Genomic DNA, 17,058 nt, shown 5'->3' on the forward strand with positions numbered 1-17,058 from the left:
GTGAACCGAAACTCTATGAAAGAAAGAAGGGAAACAGTCATGTCTTGTTCAAACTGTCATCAATCGATCAAAAAAGCGACGAATAGTTTACAAGAAGAGTGTATTCGTGTGCAAAAAGTGTATGATTGGGTAACAGACGCGCTTTCCGTTACTCGGGAAGTTCGATTTACAAGCCAACAATTAGAAGCAATTCGCAATGCGATGAATGATCCAAATCGTCGACCGCTTCGTTTTGTTTGTCAGACACAACAAGTGCGGGAAACATTTCGGATAGAAGAAGGAGTCGCATGCCAAAACCAAGGAACAACGTGTGACCAAGTCGGAGAAAAACAAACGGTAACGGTGCCTGTTGGCGGGAAGTTAGTAGAAGCACAATTAGTCGATTTAGTGTTTAAAACAGACGTTGTCTTAAAAGTGCTCGATCGTTTAGGAAATGTTGTGACGAGTATTCCGTTAAATGTTACTGCTTTTCAGTCGTTCGTTCTTTGTTATCCGGATGGAACCGATTTATTTTGTAAAGTAACGAAAGTCATTTGTCGTATTCCGAGTGGTACGGTTTTAGTGAATAATCCGGTTTCAGAATCGATTCAATTAGAAGTTATTTTCTGTGTCGATATCCAAGTAGAAGCGGAAGTAAAATTAGAAGTGTTAGCTAAATTCTGTGCACCTCGTGAAAATGATATTGAAGTACCAATTGTAACAGAAGTATGTCCAGAACCAGAGTTTCCACCACAATGTCCAGCCATTTTCCCGCGTCCAAATTGTGATTGCCAAGCAAGTGGAAATGTCACTGGCCAAACATCGCAACAAGCAACAGAAATTGGCATCGCATCTGTTGACTTTGATATTTGTCCAAATTGCCATATTAAAAATAGCCGTTTACTCTTTACATTTAAAGATGAAGATTTTTCAGATGGAGCAAAAGATTTTACATTCCAAGCAACATCGTTTGATCAAAGCACTTTAAAATGTGAAAAATCACAAGGTGGCTTACGATTAACAGTCAGTGGAACAGGGGAATTTACAAACGGAAAATTAGCGAATTTTACGCTAACACTTTGGGAACGAAAAGGTGGCGGCGGTCAACAATTCGAAATTACACTTACACGTTTTCATGCGCAACAAAATCCAATCTTCACAACTGGGCGAGTGAATGTGACGTCAGGTTCCTTTACAATAGAAGATTGTGTTACTTTTGAAGATATCAAATTAAAGAAATCACCGTAAGAAGCAGGGAGTGCCTTGCTTCTTTTTTGTTTTCTTCTTTCATATGAATGAAGAAAAAGGAAGGTGAAGAAAATGAGTGAACAAATAGAAGAATTGTATGAGACGTTAAAAGAAAAAAAGGATTATTATCAACAAAAGGCGTTAAAGCTAGAACGAAAACTGTTGTTTGCAGAAGAACGAATAAAAGAAATAGAACACAACGAACAAAGATTCGCTCAATTTTTACAACGAGAAAAAAAATTGCAATTAGAAATAAAAGCATTGCAAGAAAAAATGAAAGAACCACGAACGGAACCAGCCAAGTTTGAACAGTACGAATCGTTATTAAAGCGGATGGGAGAAGAACTAAACGAAAAAGAATCGAAATTAGAATTTTATAGAAGAAAAATTCAAACGTTGCAAGAACAAGTCCAGCAAAAAACGTTAATTCAAACAAAACGGTTGCATCAAAAGGATGAATTCCCGGTCCGGAGTTATTTTGATTACACGATTATTTTACGAAAAGCGCCAATTATAAAGGGAAATTTTTATTTGGAAAATGATGGAGAGACAGTTATTCAAAATCCGATTATTTGTTTTCGCATGCAACCAGGCCATATTTTTTCTTTACGTGGGAAGCAACTTATTTATGAAAAAAATACCGTGGACGCAAAAGATGGGCAATGGCTTATCGTACCGTCCGAAGAAGGAAAAGAAGGGGAGCGCTGGTTGATGCCGCTTTACACGTTACAATTAGCACCCAAAATGCACGTCTCCATAGATGATGTTGAAATCACGATTCCACAAGAAGCAGATGGATTTATTCAAATAGAAGCGTTTGTGTTCGATGAACAGCAAAAAATAGCAAGGAAGGCAGAAAACCAAATTCGCTTATCGATTCCGTGATAATGACCTAGACACTTTTTAAATCACGGCATACATTATAGTGAGGATAGAAAGAAACAAAGGAGTGTGAACGATGACAAACGAAAAAAAGTCACGTGAAATTCATGTCGATCAATTAGTCATTCATGCAAAAGAAGTTCGTCTTGTTGATGCAGAAGGAAGAGAGTGGAATCGTCCGAGATCCCCGTTTGGTATGTTTTCACCACCACCAGTAGAGGAAGAAATGGCTACGCGCGAAGAACAGCAACAAGCAGAAGGAAAAGAAGATAACGATGAACGCCCTCGTCCTCCATTTTCATGGATTTAAAATAGAGCCTTTTTTAGGCTCTATTTTTTCAATTGGGAGATAAACAAGCTTCGTTGTGCTGCTTCTGTTTGATAATGGGACAGCACCGATAAAAATAGTTTTGTCCGGGCACGAGTCATTGCAACATAGAGCAATCGACGTTCTTCTTCGATAAACGAAGCATCTTTGTCTTTTTTATATAGGTCTAAGGCAAAATCATGCGGAAGCAGGCCTTGATTGACACCGAGCACGAACACTTCATCAAATTCTAACCCTTTTGATTGATGAATCGATAACACATGGACATTCGATGGTTCGTTTTTTAACATTTTTTCGCGAATGATTAATTCCTCTAGATAATCTAACCATTCTCGAATAGATGTAAAAGGTCGGAACGCAACATGTAACTGTTTTAAATCATCTTTTGCTCCGTCAAATCGATTGTTCTCATCGCTACGTTTTTTTATGTAATCGTTTAACCCTACATCATGTTCGAGATACACGAGTGCTCGTTTTGGTGTGATGTCTTTGATTTTTGGTAATAACGTGGCGATTGTTTCTAATCGTTTTTTTTGAAATGCTGGAAGTCCTTCTGCAAATCGAAGTGCTTCAATTAACGATACATCGTGTAATACACTTTGTGCGCGAATTTCATTCACAAACGATTGTTTAATAAATAAACTTGGAAGAATTCCTTTTAATGCGGTTTCATCATCTGGATTCACAGCTAATGCAAAATAGCTACGGACAATTTTCGGAATCGGTCGATTGTAATATTGTTCCACCGTTTTCGCTGCAGCGAGCGAGCAATTGTGATGGAGCGATTGTTCGAGTAAGGCTCTTGATTGCGCATGTGTTCGACATAAAATCGCAATCGTTTTGTCCGGATGTAACCGTTTCGCTTTTTCTACATAATTTGCAATAAAAAATGCTTCCTCTTCTTCATCAAAAGGAAAAAAGAGAATTGGCCCTTTTTTCGTAGAAAACGTCGCATGTAGCTTTTTGGGCACTCGTTTATAGTTGTGTTGAATAAGACGTTTTGATGCTTCGACAATTTCGTGACTAGACCTATAATTAGTCGATAATACAATCGTTTCTAATCCAGCTACTTTTTCTTTCATTTCTAGTAAAAATGATGGGCTGCTCCCACGAAAGGAATAAATAGTCTGATCGTCATCGCCAACGACACATAGATTACTAGATGTACTTAGCAATTGGATTAATTCGTATTGTACCCAGTTAATATCTTGAAACTCATCAATCATAATATAACGAAAACGTTGTTGATAGTTTGCTAGAATAGGAAGGTTTTCACGGAAAAATTGTAAACAACCGAGCAACATATCATCAAAATCAAATAGCCCTTCGTCTCGTTTCAACGTTTCATAGGCTTGAAATAATTGCTCCGTCATTCCATTTGGCTCTGTTTTTAAGATATCATCTGGTGTTTTTCCTTGGTTTTTATAAAAACTAAACGTTTGTAACATTTCATCAAATACGATTTCTTGTTCACTAATTCCAAGTGATTTAGCTGCTTGTCTAAGAAGTACTTCTTTTTTCCATTCATGGGAAAGTAGCTTTGCCGCATCCCAGCGTATCGGTTCGTGATAACGTAAAATCCGGTAAAACACACTATGAAATGTCCCGCACACGATGCGATTCAGGATGTTAGAAGGAAATAATTGATACGATTGTAGTCGTTCTTTTAATTCTGTCGCTGCTTTTTTTGTAAAGGATATGAGCATTAATTCATTTGGATTCGTGTTCGTTTCTTGTAAAATGTATGCAACCCGAGCGGTTAATACGCGTGTTTTTCCACTTCCAGGACCAGCGGCAATTAGTAACGGTGTATCAATCGTTGTTACTCCTTTCCATTGTTCGGTATTAAGTGGATAGCCGCATGCTTTTAAATGATGATAAAGCGGATGATTTGTTGGTTGTGCTGGCTGCATATTTTCAAAAGGTTCGGTTACTTTTAATCGCTTGGCCTGGTAATATGATGGCGATGGTTCATCTGTTTCATCAGGACAATCGGACGGTACGAGATGAATGAAAGATGGAGTTTTGAAAATGGTATGAACAAACACAACTGGTTTCGAGCAAGTTGGGCATAACAGTTGATGTGTGTTTGAAGCATCGCGAAGTTTATACCAATCTTTTCTTGGAAATGTGGATAATTCAATTAGTTGCTGATGGAAATGGGCACTGAACAAGAGGTATCCCCATCCTTTCTATACATACAAAAATCTTCTGTTTTCTCTTGATGTATAGTATACTATAAAGTAGAAGGGAGGGAATAACAATGGTATATGCTCCTCCGATGATACAAGATCAATATGTGCAATACGTAAAGCGAACCGAGCGAAAAGGTCCAACTGCCTTAGAAACGACCAAAGTAAGAAAGATTACGCTTAATCCAGAGGAAGAAAGGTGGAAAAGACAAGGAATCATCCCGCTTCATCCAGCAAAGAATCTCCGAAGAAGACAAGTGATTTTTAAACGAAAAGAACGAAATGAACAAGTCGAACACATGATTCAAGAAGTGACACAAAAAGGTTTAGTCATTAATGAAGTAGTGTAGAAAGGAAGCAAACATGATTGAACAACAGACAGATTAATCCCTGTTTCTTATGTAGAAAGAGCCATAAGAAACGGGGATTATTTTTTTTGCACGTATAGTCCTTCCCCTTCTGTCCATTCCGCAAAAAGTACTTCTTTTATATTGTGAATCCCATGTACTTTTAATTGCCCATCTAACCATTCTTTCGTTAGATTTTGTTCACGAATATTTTCCCAAATAATGTCCCCATCGCTAATGAACATAACAGGTAGTACGACTTTTTCCTCTTGTGCTTGCACATCTTTTCGCGTAGCGTTTTGTTGCAGTGATTTTTTTAACACATTGACGACTCCATTCGTTTCTAACACCGCATATTCAACGTCTTTCATGGAAAACACATCTTTATCCCGGAGCAAATGTTGTAGTTGGTTTAGGTCTAACCGATTTTTCTTTAACGCTTGAAAATTCACTTGTCCTTTATAAATAACAATGGACGGTTCTCCTTCTAGCCAAGTGCGTGTTTTGCGGAGTTTTTGTGTGATGAACTCAATGGAAGCGACGAGCACTCCCCACAAAAGTACCGCATATAGTATGTACCATATATGAATATCCTTATCGTAAATGGCATTCCCAACAAGTTCCCCCAATACGAGTGCTGAAATAAAATCAAATGGGGTAATTTGGGTGATTTGCGTTTTTCCTAATGCCTTTGTGACAAGCATTAACGCAAAAAAACCAATAATTAATTCTAGTGATAAATGTAAAAATTGCATTTGACCATACCTCCCGTAGTAGTATGTGCAAATGCATAATAGTTATACAGATTTTCTCATTTCCACATGAGGAATTCCTGCATCCATGAATGTTTCTTTTGAAATGTTCGTGTATCCAAGCTTTTCGTAAAACGGCATGGCTTGTACTTGTGCATTCAATTTAAAGGTGTTATATCCTTTTTGTTGTGCTTCTTGTTCGATTGTTTCCATTAAGTGACGACCAACATTTTTCCCACGATACGATGGCAAAATACAAATTCGTTCCACCTTTGCCATCCCGTCGACAAAGCGAAGTCGTCCAGCACCGACTGGTTTGTCTCCATCATAGGTGACAAAATGAACAGCGGTTTGTTCAAATTCATCATATTCTAAATCTGTAGGAACGTGCTGTTCTTTTATAAAAACGACTTTTCGAATGAAAAAAGCATCTTCTTGTTCTTTTGGTGTTTGTACAACTTTGGTAATCATTGTTGATTCCTCCTTGTTTTTCTCATTATACAATGGTTCTTTTTAGTAGTAAATACATTAAAAGTTCGATATAATGTAAAAATTGTGTACCAATACCGCTACATATAAGGAGGGATTTTCATGCCAAAAACAAAAGTATTTATTCCAACTTCACACATTAAGTCATTAGCAATTGAATTACTAGAAGAACGAGGTGTTGAAGTAGAAGATATCGCAAAAATAGTGTACGATTTACAAAAAAAGTATAACGACATTACGATGGAGCAGTGCATTGAAAATGTTTATGCGGTATTAGATAAGCGCGAGCTTCTGTATGCATTATTAGTAGGAATTGAGTTAGATAAATTAACCGAACAAAAGAAACTATCTGAACCGTTACAAGAAATACTAGAAGCAGATGAAAGTTTATTCGGAATTGATGAAACACTCGCACTCGGTTCTGTGTTTGGATATGGTAGTATTGCTATTACAAACTATGGATATCTCGATAAAGTGAAACCACATATTATCGGAAACCTAGATACGAATGAACATCAAGTGCATACGTTTTTAGATGATCTCGTCGCAGCTATTGCATCTGGTGCTGCAGCAAGACTTGCTCATCGCACTCGTGATTCATTAGAAAACGGGTATGCCTAGAAGCATTTCTTTCATAGAAATGCTTTTTTTGTTTGAAAAATGAAAGAAAAGGGAATTTTATGTATTAGTAGAATAGGACGGAAAGGGTGAAAGCGAATGAACATTTTAGAATTAAAAATGGCAAGCGAAAATCCAAAAACTATTCAAAAGATTATGGAAAGTAAAGATATTACGATTACCCAAGTGATGTTACAGAAAGGGCAAGTAATCGAAGAACATGTACAAGATGTCACGGTTTATATTATCGTGCAACAAGGAGAAGTAGTGTTTATGATTACAGGTGAAAAAGTGGTGCTAACCGAATCGAAAATATTACAATTAAATCCACATGAACGCCATGCCGTAACAGCAGAAACAGATTGTTCATTTTTAATCGTAAAAGTGGGCGAACCGAAAAATGAAAAATTACACCCACCAGTAACAGGGAAGTAATCTCGTTTCAAAAGAAGCGAGATTTTTTTGTGGAAGAGAGAGGGTTACGTTTTTTGGCATTCAATATTATAATGAACGTATACATACGAAAAAAGGATGGTATTGACATGGTAAAAGCAGTCTTTTTTGATTTAGATGACACGTTGCTATGGGATAAACAAAGTATCCAACTAGCGTTTGATAAAACGTGTAAAGAAGCGCAAGAAAAATATGACGTAGACGCAAAAGCGTTAGAAGAGGCAGTGCGCGCAGAAGCAAGAGAATTATATGCATCATATGACACGTGGGACTTTACTCAAATGATTGGCATCAATCCATTTGAAGGGCTTTGGGGAGATTTTACGGATAAAATTAACGTTCATTTCAGAAAAATGAAAGAAATCGTTCCAACGTATCGGAAAGAAGCATGGACACGCGGGCTGAAACGATTAGGAATTGACGATGCTGCATTCGGCGCTCATTTAGGCGAACGCTTCCCAGCAAACCGAAGAGTATCTCCTTGTTTATATGACGACACATTTGCGGTACTAGATAAATTAATTGAAAAAGGATACCGTTTATTATTATTAACAAACGGTGCTCCAACGTTACAAAACGAAAAACTAGACATCACACCAGAACTAGTTCCGTATTTTGAACATATTGTTATTTCAGGAAACTTCGGTCGCGGCAAACCAGATCCAAGCATTTTCGAACATGCCTTATTTTTAATGGGACTTTCAAAAGACGAAGCAATCATGGTCGGTGATAACTTAAAAACAGACATTTTAGGATCAAACCGCATCGGCATGAAAAACGTGTGGATTAACCGTGAGAATCATGAAAAAGTAGACGGAATCGAACCTACGTATGAAGTGACTTCTCTAACGAAATTATTTGAATTGGTGGAAAAACTTTAAGTAGAAAAGCTAACGAATTATTTTTCGGTACTGCATCCCAAAAGTTAAGGTTAAATACCAACTTTTGGGATATTTTTATGAAAGAAAACTATTCGCAATTTTTTAGATGAAGCACAAAACTTAGATTATTCCGATCGTTCACCAACGTATAAAATTTTGCGTGAAGGTAGGAAGTTTGGTTGGTCGGGTTGGTTTGCAACTCAAACGTTAAGCAGTCAATTTTCGAAAGACCAACTCGCTAATTTGCAACAAGCATCCGAAAAAATTCACTTCGCACAAGTGGATTCCGAAATACCATCTACAGCAAAAAACATTGCACAATCGACCAGTGACCGAGAATATTGGGAACAAAAAATAAAGGAATTATCGCTTGGGAAATGGATTGTACAAGGACCAATCTTACATGATAATGGTGAATTGGTACACAATCACCCAGTAGTGGTCCAGATTACACCATTAGAAGAAAGAGTGAAACGATTAAAATAAACAAATATCCGTCTTGCTTATAAAGAAGTAAGACGGATATTTTTGTCCTTATGTTCACGAATAACGAGTCATCTGTTTTAGGAAAAAGGGAATTTAGTATACAAAAAGGAGAAAAAAATGAAAAACAAAGGATTGTATCTTGCACTTTGGATGATTATTGGAGCAAGTATTGGTATTTTTGTTAATCAATTTCCCGTTTTTGTAATAGGTGAGTTACTGGTCGGCATATGGTAGAAAGTATTCGTGCAAATAAAGAAGAAGGACGGCGGGTAAAAAGATAGAATAAAGTATTATCCAAACGTCCATAGGGGGGGAAGGCTTGATGAAAAAACGATTAAGCATCATCATGATGTCTGTTTTATTGATGATTAGTGTTGCGGCATGTCAATCGACAAAGGATGCATTAACAACCGATGCACCAATCGATGTACAAAAACTTTTCAACTATAAAGATTCATATGTAGGAGATAATAGTGCTGTTGGAAATATAGTAGTGCTGCTCCCTGGGAATACTTATTATGAAGGGATGGCGCTTTATACGAAACAACGACCATACGGTATAGAAGTGACGTATAGTGCCAACAGTCAAGAACAAATAGAAACATTTGCTGATTATTGGACAAGAGAACAAACGGAAAAAATCATGCTAACGAATGCGACCGTTTTTTGTACACTTATTCCAAACGTGGATGAAGTAATCATTACTATCAAACGTGAAAATGACATAGAAACACGTACGATTACTCGCAGTGAACTCGATTCTTTTTACGGAAAAAGTGTGCGGGAATATGCGGAAAATCCAGAACAGTGGGAAAAAGATATCATTAATGGTACATTATCAAACAAAGAGGACGTTCATCGCTTTTTTCAAAATACGAATGAATAACATATCTATAGAAAGGTAGGGTATCATGGCTCTTTTTGATGCATCAGCAGCAACGTATGATGATTGGTGTAAAATGGAACTAGGTTCTTTCGTTGACCAATTGGAAAAAAAGATAGTGGAGAAATTAGCTGCCCCAGTAAAAGGGGAAAAAACGTTAGACTTAGGAACCGGTACAGGCATTTATGCCTTATGGTTAGTAGAAAAAGGTTTAGATGTTACAGGTGTAGATGTTTCGATGGGAATGTTGGAAAAAGCAAAGATAAAAAATCCACAAGCGACATTTATTTGTAGCGACATTCACGCATTACCTTTTGAAGACGAGACGTTTGACTTAGTCGTATGCAACATTGTGCTTGAATTTGTGACGGATCCGAAAAAGGTAGTAGCGGAAGTATTCCGTGTGCTTAAAAAGAATGGGCGATTTGTTTGTGGATTTATCGGAAAAGAAAGTAGCTGGGGAGAGCAGTACATAAAAAAGGGAAAAGAAAAAGCAGACAGCGCTTTTGCATCTGCCACCTTTTTCACTCCAGATAGTGTGAAACAATTAACGAACGTTCCTCCTGAAAAGATAGAGTATGGATTGTATGTTGGCTCTAGTGAATTTCAAGGAAAAAGCCAGGCTGAACAAGTAGAAAAAGAAAGAGCAGAGACATGGAAAGGGCACCATGCTGGATACTTTGCTGTGAGATGGAGAAAAAAGTGAGAATAAAAGACGCATCATGCTAGGACGAATGCGCCTTTTTTCGTTTTTTCAGATGTATTTTCAATGTATCAAGTAATTCTTTTTCGAATTTGCCATTTCCGTAAAGAAACGACCATTCTTCACATAATTGATTGGCGTTATCTACTTGTTCTTCCGCTTGTTTAAAATCGGATTGCCAAGCAAATTGTAAAAAGGCTAATTTATCACGAGTCAAATCATCTCGAATAACAATCCGGCCTTTGATTGTATCCCACTCTTCTGTTTTTTGATTTAGTAAGTAGCAACTTATTAAATATAACACATCTAGATGGTTCCAAATAAAACTGCGTGTTTTTTTCGTTGGCGCCGCTTTGACAAATGGTTGTAATAATGCTTTTGCTTGTTGACTTTCTTCCTTCACGATATAGTAATAACTTAGCGCTGATGCTAAGGAAGCAGAATGGATTGTATATTGTTCGGATAAAAGAGCTTTTTCTGCTCGTTCTACTAAATTCTTTGGCCATTCGTGAATCGATGTTCTAACTGTTGCATGAATAAGGTGAGTGACGAGAAGTACTTCTTTTTTTGTTGGATCGTGTTTCAATTGATGAAGCACGCCACCATCTGGGATAAAATCTGGGCTTTCTTTCATCAAAAGGTTCATCGGTCCTACGAAAAGATTGATAAGAGAAAAAATAAAAAGAAACATCGAAGAAAAGGCAAACGCACTTATGAGAGAAATCATTCCGACGAGTATGTTTGCTAATCCTCCCCCGAGTATAAAGGAGTACACTTGTTTTTCTAAAGGTGCTCGTGTTTCGTGAATATCCGCACGTAAACTAGCAGCACCTGCTAGTTTTAATCCATGTGATTGAAACGTTATATGCCGTTTTTGTTTATCATCCTTATATATAAACAATGGGCCAAGGAGAAAAAAGTAAAACTCCATCCCTTTCCTTTTCCCAGCTATTACATGCCCTGATTCATGGACGATGATGGCTAAATAGTGGCTGATTATAAAGAAAACTACTAACAAAACAATAGAGAAAAAAGAAACGTTAAATTGAAAATAGTCTAACATCATCCAAATGCTAAAAAAGCCCAAAACGGCTCCTAAAAGCATTTGCAACATAAATTTTATAAATTTCATTAGTTGCCTCCATATGAGTTTTTTAGGATGAAACGATTTTCATTATTAAGACGATTTTGGTTGAGTAGAAGTTTCAACGGAGGGAGACTCTTTTTAGGAGTGTTTATTTTCAAGTTGACTTTTAGTACGTTCTCTTTTACAATTTACCGTATCATATAAATTTTTGATCCGCTGTTCGGTTAGCGGGAGCGGAGATGAGAATTATTTCCCGATTCATCAGCAAGTTTAAATATGGGGCATTAGCTCAGTGGGAGAGCGCTTCGTTGACATCGAAGAGGTCACTGGTTCAATCCCGGTATGCCCCACCATATTTTGCATAACTTTATCTATTAAACTTGTGAAGAGCAAGGAAGTGCTTCTACCAAGTTTTGACTAAAGCACCCCATCTATCCTGCTGTTACAAGTACAGGATAGATGGGGTGCTTTGTTATGTTTAATATATTTTGATGAGTAGAAAAAAGCGATTTTAAAACGCAATAGTGAACATATAGATATCACCTTATTATTGATTTATTTGGCTTTTATATGTTTCTCAGGTTTCTTTGGGAAATTATTTTATTTCCTATCGAATAAGTAAAGAAAATAGGAAATGATACTCCTAATCACACTAAAATAATGTAATAAATAAACGTATAATTAATCGTAACCGAACACTTTCATACACGTTATAAAGTTCTTTGTAGAGTAAAGCCACTTTCCATTATCAAAGTGGCTTTTTCTCGTTAAAACTCTCTTTCTTGATAAAATCGAAGCGAAATAAAGTATGAAATCACTAAAATCACAAAAGCAATGGGAAGCAATAATAACAGCAGCTGTGTTTCTGTACGTTCACTTAAAAAGGTTACGGTATTTTGGATAAATGTCCAGTTAGATAATTGATCTAAATTATTTACCAAAGCTGTTCCACCAAATACTAAAATGAAAAATAGAATTAAGTTTGGTGTTTTGGCTTTTAAATAGCCGTATTTAAAAATCATCGGAAAAGAGATAGCAAAAAATACGGTTATGATAAAAAGCGTGCTAATGATGCCACTTTGTGTAAAGGACATATCAAACGGAATGTGCAATAATTGGACGCCGAAATAAATGATGGCATATAAGAGTATTGCGTAAGTAGCAAATACGTAGACAGAAAGGTATTTTGCTAATACGATTGTTTGTTTTTTTATCGGTAGACTAACTAGGATGATGTCACTTTTATTTTTGTCTTCGGTTGCGCTTGCTCCTAATACGAACATATATGTGACCGTTAAAATTCCAACGATTGTCGCCCCTGGTCCCATCGGGGAAAGTGTAACGGCGAAAAAGAGCATCATGAAGATAGCTAGTGTCACAACTTTTTTTTGGATGAGTATATCTTTTTTAATGAGTGGATACATGGTTCTCTCTCCCTTTTGTAAAAAATATCATGATATCTTCTAGTGTTGGCTTTTCGATAATAACGGAATTGCCAAAGAGTTCGATGACTTCTTTTTTATGGCTACATAAGGCGAGGAATCCAAATTGGTTTTCTTTCACGCCTATGACAATATCTTCGGTTAATTCCGCTAGTTTGTCTTTGCTTCCGCGGACGATGCAGTATTCTTCGAGCAGTTCGTCTTTTGTTTTACTGATGATAATTTCTCCGTTATGAATCAACGTGATGAAGTCTGCTACTTTATCTAAGTCAGATGTAATATGTGTTGAAAAAAGGACTGATGTTTTTCCATCACTAATCACCGTTTGAAGAATATCTAACAGTTCACTTCTGACGATTGGATCTAATCCAGAAGTGGGCTCATCCATGATTAATAGTTCGGCATGATGAGATAAGGCAATGGCTAAAGAAAATTTCATTTTCATTCCTTTGGATAACTGTTTGATTGGTTTGTTTTTTGGTAAGTGGAAGTCTTGGATATATGTTTGGAATGTTTGTTCATCCCACTTGCTATAAAAAGGACGAATGATGTTTTTCATTTCTTCAATCGTTAGTTCGTCATAAAAATAGTTTTCATCGTATACAAATCCAATTCGTTCTTTAATCGGGATAGTGTGCTTTTCGTGATTTAGTCCGAAAATACGGATGTCACCGCTATCTTTTTTTATTAAATTCATGATCAATTTCATTGTCGTACTTTTCCCAGCTCCGTTTGCTCCGATGAAGCCCATAATATAGCCTTTTTTTAAGGAAAAGGATATGTTTTTTAACGAAAAATCGTCGTAATTTTTCGATACGTTGACTAGTTCTAGCATATTTTCCATGCTACTCACTCCTCATACATCAATTTTAGTAAGTCTTGCAATTCTTTTAGTGAAAGCCCCACTAGTTTGGCTGTAGCTACCGCTTCGGTTAAGTGTTCTTCGATATGTTTCATTTTTGTTTCGCGAATCATTTCTTTGTTAATAGGCGCTACGTATGAACCTTTACTAGAAATGGTGATGATAAACCCTTCTTTTTCTAATTCGTCATATGCACGCTTTGTTGTCATCACGCTAATGCCGAGTTCTTTTGCTAAATTGCGGATAGACGGAAGGGGATCCATTTCGAAAAGCTCTTCCTTTAAAATTTGTTCTTTTAATTGATGGACGATTTGTGCATAAATCGGCTCATCTGATGAATTGGAAATAATAATATTCACATTAACATCCCACCATTTGTTCTAACTGTATATGTTCAGTATATACAGTTAGAACGGTTATGTCAATATCGAAAAGAAATGGTTCTACTATTATTTATGTACATGATGCATTCATTTGGGAAACATAAGCATAGAATCACGGGGACAATTCATTATCGTTGATAAGCAACTATGGACAGGCTAGATTGATAGTGAATAAATTGGATAAGCATGATTATTAAGATGACAATTGGGGGTAAGAAAGATGCATATACGGGATTTTGAACGTTTGATTAATGGAAATACACAACCAGTAGAAGAAGTAAAAGCTTTTTGGAATGGGAGAGCACGTACGTTTTATGAAACGCAAAAAAAGAGTACGGATACGATTGGGGAAAAGGTAACTCGCTTGTTAGTAGAGAAAAACATTATCGATAGTGATACGACGATTCTAGATATTGGCGCTGGAAGTGGGAGATATACAATTCCGATGGCGATGCATGCGAAGGAAGTAACTGCGTTGGATCTGTCGGAATCGATGCTGCATTTTTTACAATATGAAGTGAAGACTTTAGGGGTATCCAATGTGAAAACCCTTCATTCTCCTTGGGTAGCAGACGTTGGTTCAAATGCTTATACGGTCACATTCGCAGCGATGTGCCCAGCGTTACAATCGGTAGAATCGCTAGAAGCAATGTCCAAGGCTTCTAGTCGTTATGGTGTGATTGTTCGGTATATTAAAACAACCGATGAAGTATTAGAGGAGTACCAAAAAGGTTCAGGAAATGACGCTTTATATAAAGGCGGTCCACACAATAGCAAAGAAACGGTGCAAGCGTATTTTAATATTTTATGGATGTTGGGATATGAACCGAAAATCGAATATGTGGATCATTATGTCGATACGGTCATTTCGAAAGAACAATTGCTCGCTAATTATTCAAAAAAAGCTACCATTCCAGCGGATGATTTACACTTGTTAAAAGAGATGATAGATAAAAAATCAAGGGAAGAGAGTATGACACTTCGCAAAATATATAAATTAGCTATTTTATATTGGGATACAAAGATAGATTAACCATCATTACGCGCGGTTTTAAAGGCTATGTGAGGTACGGATTGTTCTTGAAAAAAGACATGCCATAGTCAAAATTAGCTGTTTAAAAGCGGGATTTTTCTCTTAGAAAAAATTAAAGTTGATGAAATCGCTTATTTTTACTAAAATAAGGGGTAGACTTCAACGGAAAGAGAGTGTTCTTGATGGGACGTAAGTGGAATAACATTAAAGAAAAAAAGGCGTCAAAAGACGCGAATACTAGCCGGATTTATGCAAAATTCGGACGTGAAATTTATGTTGCAGCGAAGCAAGGGGAACCAGACCCAGAAGCCAACCAAGCGCTAAAGGTCGTATTAGAACGTGCGAAAACGTATAGTGTACCGAAAACGATTATCGAACGGGCAATTGAAAAAGCAAAAGGTGGTTCTGAAGAAAACTACGATGAACTTCGCTACGAAGGATTTGGCCCGAACGGCTCGATGATTATCGTGGATGCGTTAACGAATAACGTAAACCGTACTGCTTCTGACGTACGTGCGACATTTGGGAAAAATGGCGGAAACATGGGAGTAAGTGGTTCCGTTGCGTACATGTTTGACCATACTGCTGTGTTCGGAATCGAAGGAAAAACAGCAGAAGAAGTGTTAGAACTACTAATGGAAGCAGACATTGATCCACGTGACATTTTAGAAGAAGATGACACTGTCATTGTATATGCAGAACCAGATCAATTTCATGCGGTACAAGAAGCTTGTAAAGAAGCGGGAATTACAGAATTTACAGTAGCGGAATTAACGATGATTGCACAAAACGAGGTAACACTTCCAGAGGATGCACAAGCACAATTTGAAAAATTAATAGATGCATTAGAAGACTTAGAAGACGTGCAACAAGTGTATCACAACGTTGATTTCGGTGAATAAAAGAAAAAGCAGACTTTTTTCGAAAAGTCTGCTTTTTCTTTGTAAGAACAAATGCACCTTCAAGTTACATCTATATTTTCAATGTATCATGTTGAATATCTGAAGTTTCTATTTGAATCGTTGTATGTTCTATGTGAAATGACGTTTGGATTAGGTTAATCGCTTTTTGCAATATTTCTTGGCTATTTTCACCATCTTCTATTAAAAGATGACAGCTTAATGAATCTAATCCAGAAGTAATCGTCCAAATATGAAGGTCATGTACATTGATGACCCCATCTATTGTTTCAAGTGCTATCTTCACTTCTTCTTGATTAATCGTCATTGGAGTTCCTTCCATTAAAATATGAACGGAATGATGAATGATTCCCCAAGCGCTTTTCAAAATGAGCAGTGCGACTAAAACAGAAATGATGGGGTCTGCTACGTACCAATCGAATACGAACATCAGTACCCCAGCAACAATAGCACCAACAGACCCTAACGCATCCCCGAGTACGTGAAGATAGGCACTTCGTAAGTTGACATTATGCTTCACGTCCCCTTTATGCATTAACGACCAAGCACTTAGTACATTCGCAATTAATCCGATAAAGGCGATGAGCATCATTGATCCACTTGCGACTGTAGGGGGTTCGACAAAGCGTCCGTATGCTTCCCAGACGATAAAGCCTGCGATGACGAATAAAGTAACCCCATTAAACAATGCCGCTAAAATTTCAAAACGGTAAAAGCCGTATGTTTTATGAGGAGAAGCAGGTTTTGCTGCAAAGCCAATTGCTACTAAGCTTAATAATAAAGAGCTGGCGTCACTAAGCATATGTCCAGAATCAGATAAAAGTGCTAAACTGTTTGTGAATAATCCACCAAAAAATTCTAAAACCATGATTCCTGCAGTAATGAAGAAAGCAATGAGTAAGCCTTTTTTATTTCCATTTCTCGCTTCTTCGAAATGGCTGTGACTGTGCGTGTGTCCATGATGATCATGTCCGTGATGGTGATGGTGTCCCATAAAAAAATCCTCCTTGTATATAGTGTTAGTATAGTTCCAGCAAAAAGTGTCATAAAAATTGTCGTATTTTATTAAAATTACTATATGAACATATAT

20 protein-coding genes and 1 tRNA gene are annotated in these 17,058 nt (G+C 37.0%); 13 read left to right on the plus strand and 8 right to left on the minus strand.

Going from position 1 to position 17,058, the window contains the following annotated elements; translation table 11 throughout:
- Positions 1 to 39: 39 nt before the first annotated feature.
- The 3 genes from BN1372_RS04345 to BN1372_RS04355 all read left to right on the plus strand — a co-directional run bounded on the left by BN1372_RS04345 (position 40) and on the right by BN1372_RS04355 (position 2,419).
- A complete protein-coding gene (locus tag BN1372_RS04345; RefSeq protein ID WP_062197634.1) occupies positions 40 to 1,227 on the plus strand; it encodes a BMQ_0737 family morphogenetic spore coat protein in 1,188 nt (395 codons plus the stop codon).
- A 72-nt stretch (positions 1,228 to 1,299) separates the two neighbouring features.
- Positions 1,300 to 2,112: a hypothetical protein gene (locus BN1372_RS04350; protein ID WP_062197635.1), complete on the plus strand. Its 813-nt coding sequence runs from the start codon at positions 1,300 to 1,302 to the stop codon at positions 2,110 to 2,112.
- 73 nt (positions 2,113 to 2,185) lie between these two features.
- Entirely contained in the window at positions 2,186 to 2,419 is a 234-nt protein-coding gene (locus BN1372_RS04355) for a hypothetical protein (protein WP_062197636.1), read from the plus strand.
- Positions 2,420 to 2,439: 20 nt separating this feature from the next.
- Here BN1372_RS04355 and BN1372_RS04360 read toward each other — a convergent pair whose 3' ends face one another.
- Positions 2,440 to 4,611: an ATP-dependent helicase gene (locus BN1372_RS04360; RefSeq protein ID WP_062197637.1), complete on the minus strand. Its 2,172-nt coding sequence runs from the start codon at positions 4,609 to 4,611 to the stop codon at positions 2,440 to 2,442.
- An 89-nt stretch (positions 4,612 to 4,700) separates the two neighbouring features.
- On the opposite strand from BN1372_RS04360, the gene BN1372_RS04365 reads away from it, so the two are divergent.
- Positions 4,701 to 4,979 carry a hypothetical protein gene (locus BN1372_RS04365; RefSeq protein WP_062197638.1) on the plus strand — a complete coding sequence of 93 codons (279 nt, stop codon included), beginning with the start codon at positions 4,701 to 4,703 and terminating at the stop codon, positions 4,977 to 4,979.
- Between the two features lie 77 nt (positions 4,980 to 5,056).
- On the opposite strand, the gene BN1372_RS04370 is transcribed toward BN1372_RS04365, so the two are convergent.
- Positions 5,057 to 5,731: a DUF421 domain-containing protein gene (locus BN1372_RS04370; RefSeq protein ID WP_062197639.1), complete on the minus strand. Its 675-nt coding sequence runs from the start codon at positions 5,729 to 5,731 to the stop codon at positions 5,057 to 5,059.
- Positions 5,732 to 5,773: 42 nt separating this feature from the next.
- Positions 5,774 to 6,199, minus strand: a complete 426-nt coding sequence (locus BN1372_RS04375; RefSeq protein ID WP_062197640.1) for a GNAT family N-acetyltransferase — start codon at positions 6,197 to 6,199, stop codon at positions 5,774 to 5,776.
- A 120-nt stretch (positions 6,200 to 6,319) separates the two neighbouring features.
- On the opposite strand from BN1372_RS04375, the gene BN1372_RS04380 reads away from it, so the two are divergent.
- The 6 genes from BN1372_RS04380 to BN1372_RS04405 all read left to right on the plus strand — a co-directional run bounded on the left by BN1372_RS04380 (position 6,320) and on the right by BN1372_RS04405 (position 10,244).
- The gene (locus tag BN1372_RS04380) at positions 6,320 to 6,838 is read left to right on the plus strand and encodes a phosphatidylglycerophosphatase A family protein (protein ID WP_062197641.1); all 519 of its coding nucleotides are present in this window, start codon (positions 6,320 to 6,322) and stop codon (positions 6,836 to 6,838) included.
- 96 nt (positions 6,839 to 6,934) lie between these two features.
- Positions 6,935 to 7,270 (plus strand): cupin domain-containing protein, encoded by a 336-nt coding sequence (locus tag BN1372_RS04385; protein WP_062197642.1) that lies wholly within the window; start codon positions 6,935 to 6,937, stop codon positions 7,268 to 7,270.
- Between the two features lie 107 nt (positions 7,271 to 7,377).
- Positions 7,378 to 8,169 (plus strand): HAD family hydrolase, encoded by a 792-nt coding sequence (locus BN1372_RS04390; protein WP_062197643.1) that lies wholly within the window; start codon positions 7,378 to 7,380, stop codon positions 8,167 to 8,169.
- 156 nt (positions 8,170 to 8,325) lie between these two features.
- Positions 8,326 to 8,655 (plus strand): ATP-binding protein, encoded by a 330-nt coding sequence (locus tag BN1372_RS04395; RefSeq protein ID WP_062197644.1) that lies wholly within the window; start codon positions 8,326 to 8,328, stop codon positions 8,653 to 8,655.
- Positions 8,656 to 8,977: 322 nt separating this feature from the next.
- A complete protein-coding gene (locus BN1372_RS04400) occupies positions 8,978 to 9,541 on the plus strand; it encodes a DUF4825 domain-containing protein (protein WP_062197645.1) in 564 nt (187 codons plus the stop codon).
- Positions 9,542 to 9,566: 25 nt separating this feature from the next.
- The gene (locus BN1372_RS04405) at positions 9,567 to 10,244 is read left to right on the plus strand and encodes a class I SAM-dependent methyltransferase (RefSeq protein ID WP_062197646.1); all 678 of its coding nucleotides are present in this window, start codon (positions 9,567 to 9,569) and stop codon (positions 10,242 to 10,244) included.
- A 19-nt stretch (positions 10,245 to 10,263) separates the two neighbouring features.
- On the opposite strand, the gene BN1372_RS04410 is transcribed toward BN1372_RS04405, so the two are convergent.
- On the minus strand, positions 10,264 to 11,373 hold the full coding sequence (locus BN1372_RS04410) for a hypothetical protein (RefSeq protein ID WP_062197647.1): 1,110 nt from the start codon (positions 11,371 to 11,373) through the stop codon (positions 10,264 to 10,266).
- Between the two features lie 233 nt (positions 11,374 to 11,606).
- On the opposite strand from BN1372_RS04410, the gene BN1372_RS04415 reads away from it, so the two are divergent.
- Positions 11,607 to 11,681 (plus strand) — tRNA-Val (locus tag BN1372_RS04415).
- A gap of 414 nt (positions 11,682 to 12,095) precedes the next feature.
- Here the strand turns inward: BN1372_RS04415 and BN1372_RS04420 are convergent.
- The 3 genes from BN1372_RS04420 to BN1372_RS04430 are packed head-to-tail and all read right to left on the minus strand — an operon-like array spanning position 12,096 to position 13,991.
- Positions 12,096 to 12,752, minus strand: a complete 657-nt coding sequence (locus tag BN1372_RS04420; RefSeq protein WP_062197648.1) for an ABC-2 transporter permease — start codon at positions 12,750 to 12,752, stop codon at positions 12,096 to 12,098.
- Entirely contained in the window at positions 12,736 to 13,605 is an 870-nt protein-coding gene (locus BN1372_RS04425) for an ABC transporter ATP-binding protein (protein ID WP_187118418.1), read from the minus strand. The genes BN1372_RS04420 and BN1372_RS04425 overlap by 17 nt, the downstream gene beginning before the upstream one ends.
- A gap of 14 nt (positions 13,606 to 13,619) precedes the next feature.
- Positions 13,620 to 13,991, minus strand: coding sequence for a GntR family transcriptional regulator (locus BN1372_RS04430; protein WP_062197650.1), 372 nt, complete (start codon positions 13,989 to 13,991; stop codon positions 13,620 to 13,622).
- Positions 13,992 to 14,235: 244 nt separating this feature from the next.
- Here BN1372_RS04430 and BN1372_RS04435 point away from each other — a divergent pair, with 244 nt between their 5' ends.
- Both BN1372_RS04435 and BN1372_RS04440 read left to right on the plus strand, forming a co-directional pair.
- Positions 14,236 to 15,048, plus strand: coding sequence for a class I SAM-dependent methyltransferase (locus BN1372_RS04435; RefSeq protein WP_062197651.1), 813 nt, complete (start codon positions 14,236 to 14,238; stop codon positions 15,046 to 15,048).
- Positions 15,049 to 15,230: 182 nt separating this feature from the next.
- Positions 15,231 to 15,950: a YebC/PmpR family DNA-binding transcriptional regulator gene (locus BN1372_RS04440; RefSeq protein ID WP_062197652.1), complete on the plus strand. Its 720-nt coding sequence runs from the start codon at positions 15,231 to 15,233 to the stop codon at positions 15,948 to 15,950.
- 70 nt (positions 15,951 to 16,020) lie between these two features.
- On the opposite strand, the gene BN1372_RS04445 is transcribed toward BN1372_RS04440, so the two are convergent.
- Positions 16,021 to 16,962, minus strand: a complete 942-nt coding sequence (locus BN1372_RS04445; RefSeq protein WP_062197653.1) for a cation diffusion facilitator family transporter — start codon at positions 16,960 to 16,962, stop codon at positions 16,021 to 16,023.
- Between the last annotated feature and the right edge of the window lie 96 nt (positions 16,963 to 17,058).

Origin of the sequence: Massilibacterium senegalense (assembly GCF_001375675.1) — a bacterium.
Classification (GTDB): Bacteria; Bacillota; Bacilli; order Bacillales; family Massilibacteriaceae; genus Massilibacterium; species Massilibacterium senegalense.

Bases quoted from the DNA above. Each gene is read 5' to 3' on its own strand.
- BN1372_RS04445 (WP_062197653.1), bottom strand. From the start codon at position 16,962: ATGGGACACCATCACCATCACGGACATGATCATCATGGACACACGCAC.
- BN1372_RS04440 (WP_062197652.1), top strand. From the start codon at position 15,231: ATGGGACGTAAGTGGAATAACATTAAAGAAAAAAAGGCGTCAAAAGAC.
- BN1372_RS04350 (WP_062197635.1), top strand. From the start codon at position 1,300: ATGAGTGAACAAATAGAAGAATTGTATGAGACGTTAAAAGAAAAAAAG.
- BN1372_RS04425 (WP_187118418.1), bottom strand. From the start codon at position 13,605: ATGCTAGAACTAGTCAACGTATCGAAAAATTACGACGATTTTTCGTTA.
- BN1372_RS04410 (WP_062197647.1), bottom strand. From the start codon at position 11,373: ATGAAATTTATAAAATTTATGTTGCAAATGCTTTTAGGAGCCGTTTTG.
- BN1372_RS04370 (WP_062197639.1), bottom strand. From the start codon at position 5,731: ATGCAATTTTTACATTTATCACTAGAATTAATTATTGGTTTTTTTGCG.
- BN1372_RS04420 (WP_062197648.1), bottom strand. From the start codon at position 12,752: ATGTATCCACTCATTAAAAAAGATATACTCATCCAAAAAAAAGTTGTG.
- BN1372_RS04435 (WP_062197651.1), top strand. From the start codon at position 14,236: ATGCATATACGGGATTTTGAACGTTTGATTAATGGAAATACACAACCA.
- BN1372_RS04400 (WP_062197645.1), top strand. From the start codon at position 8,978: ATGAAAAAACGATTAAGCATCATCATGATGTCTGTTTTATTGATGATT.
- BN1372_RS04405 (WP_062197646.1), top strand. From the start codon at position 9,567: ATGGCTCTTTTTGATGCATCAGCAGCAACGTATGATGATTGGTGTAAA.
- BN1372_RS04375 (WP_062197640.1), bottom strand. From the start codon at position 6,199: ATGATTACCAAAGTTGTACAAACACCAAAAGAACAAGAAGATGCTTTT.
- BN1372_RS04365 (WP_062197638.1), top strand. From the start codon at position 4,701: ATGGTATATGCTCCTCCGATGATACAAGATCAATATGTGCAATACGTA.
- BN1372_RS04380 (WP_062197641.1), top strand. From the start codon at position 6,320: ATGCCAAAAACAAAAGTATTTATTCCAACTTCACACATTAAGTCATTA.
- BN1372_RS04390 (WP_062197643.1), top strand. From the start codon at position 7,378: ATGGTAAAAGCAGTCTTTTTTGATTTAGATGACACGTTGCTATGGGAT.
- BN1372_RS04355 (WP_062197636.1), top strand. From the start codon at position 2,186: ATGACAAACGAAAAAAAGTCACGTGAAATTCATGTCGATCAATTAGTC.
- BN1372_RS04385 (WP_062197642.1), top strand. From the start codon at position 6,935: ATGAACATTTTAGAATTAAAAATGGCAAGCGAAAATCCAAAAACTATT.
- BN1372_RS04345 (WP_062197634.1), top strand. From the start codon at position 40: ATGTCTTGTTCAAACTGTCATCAATCGATCAAAAAAGCGACGAATAGT.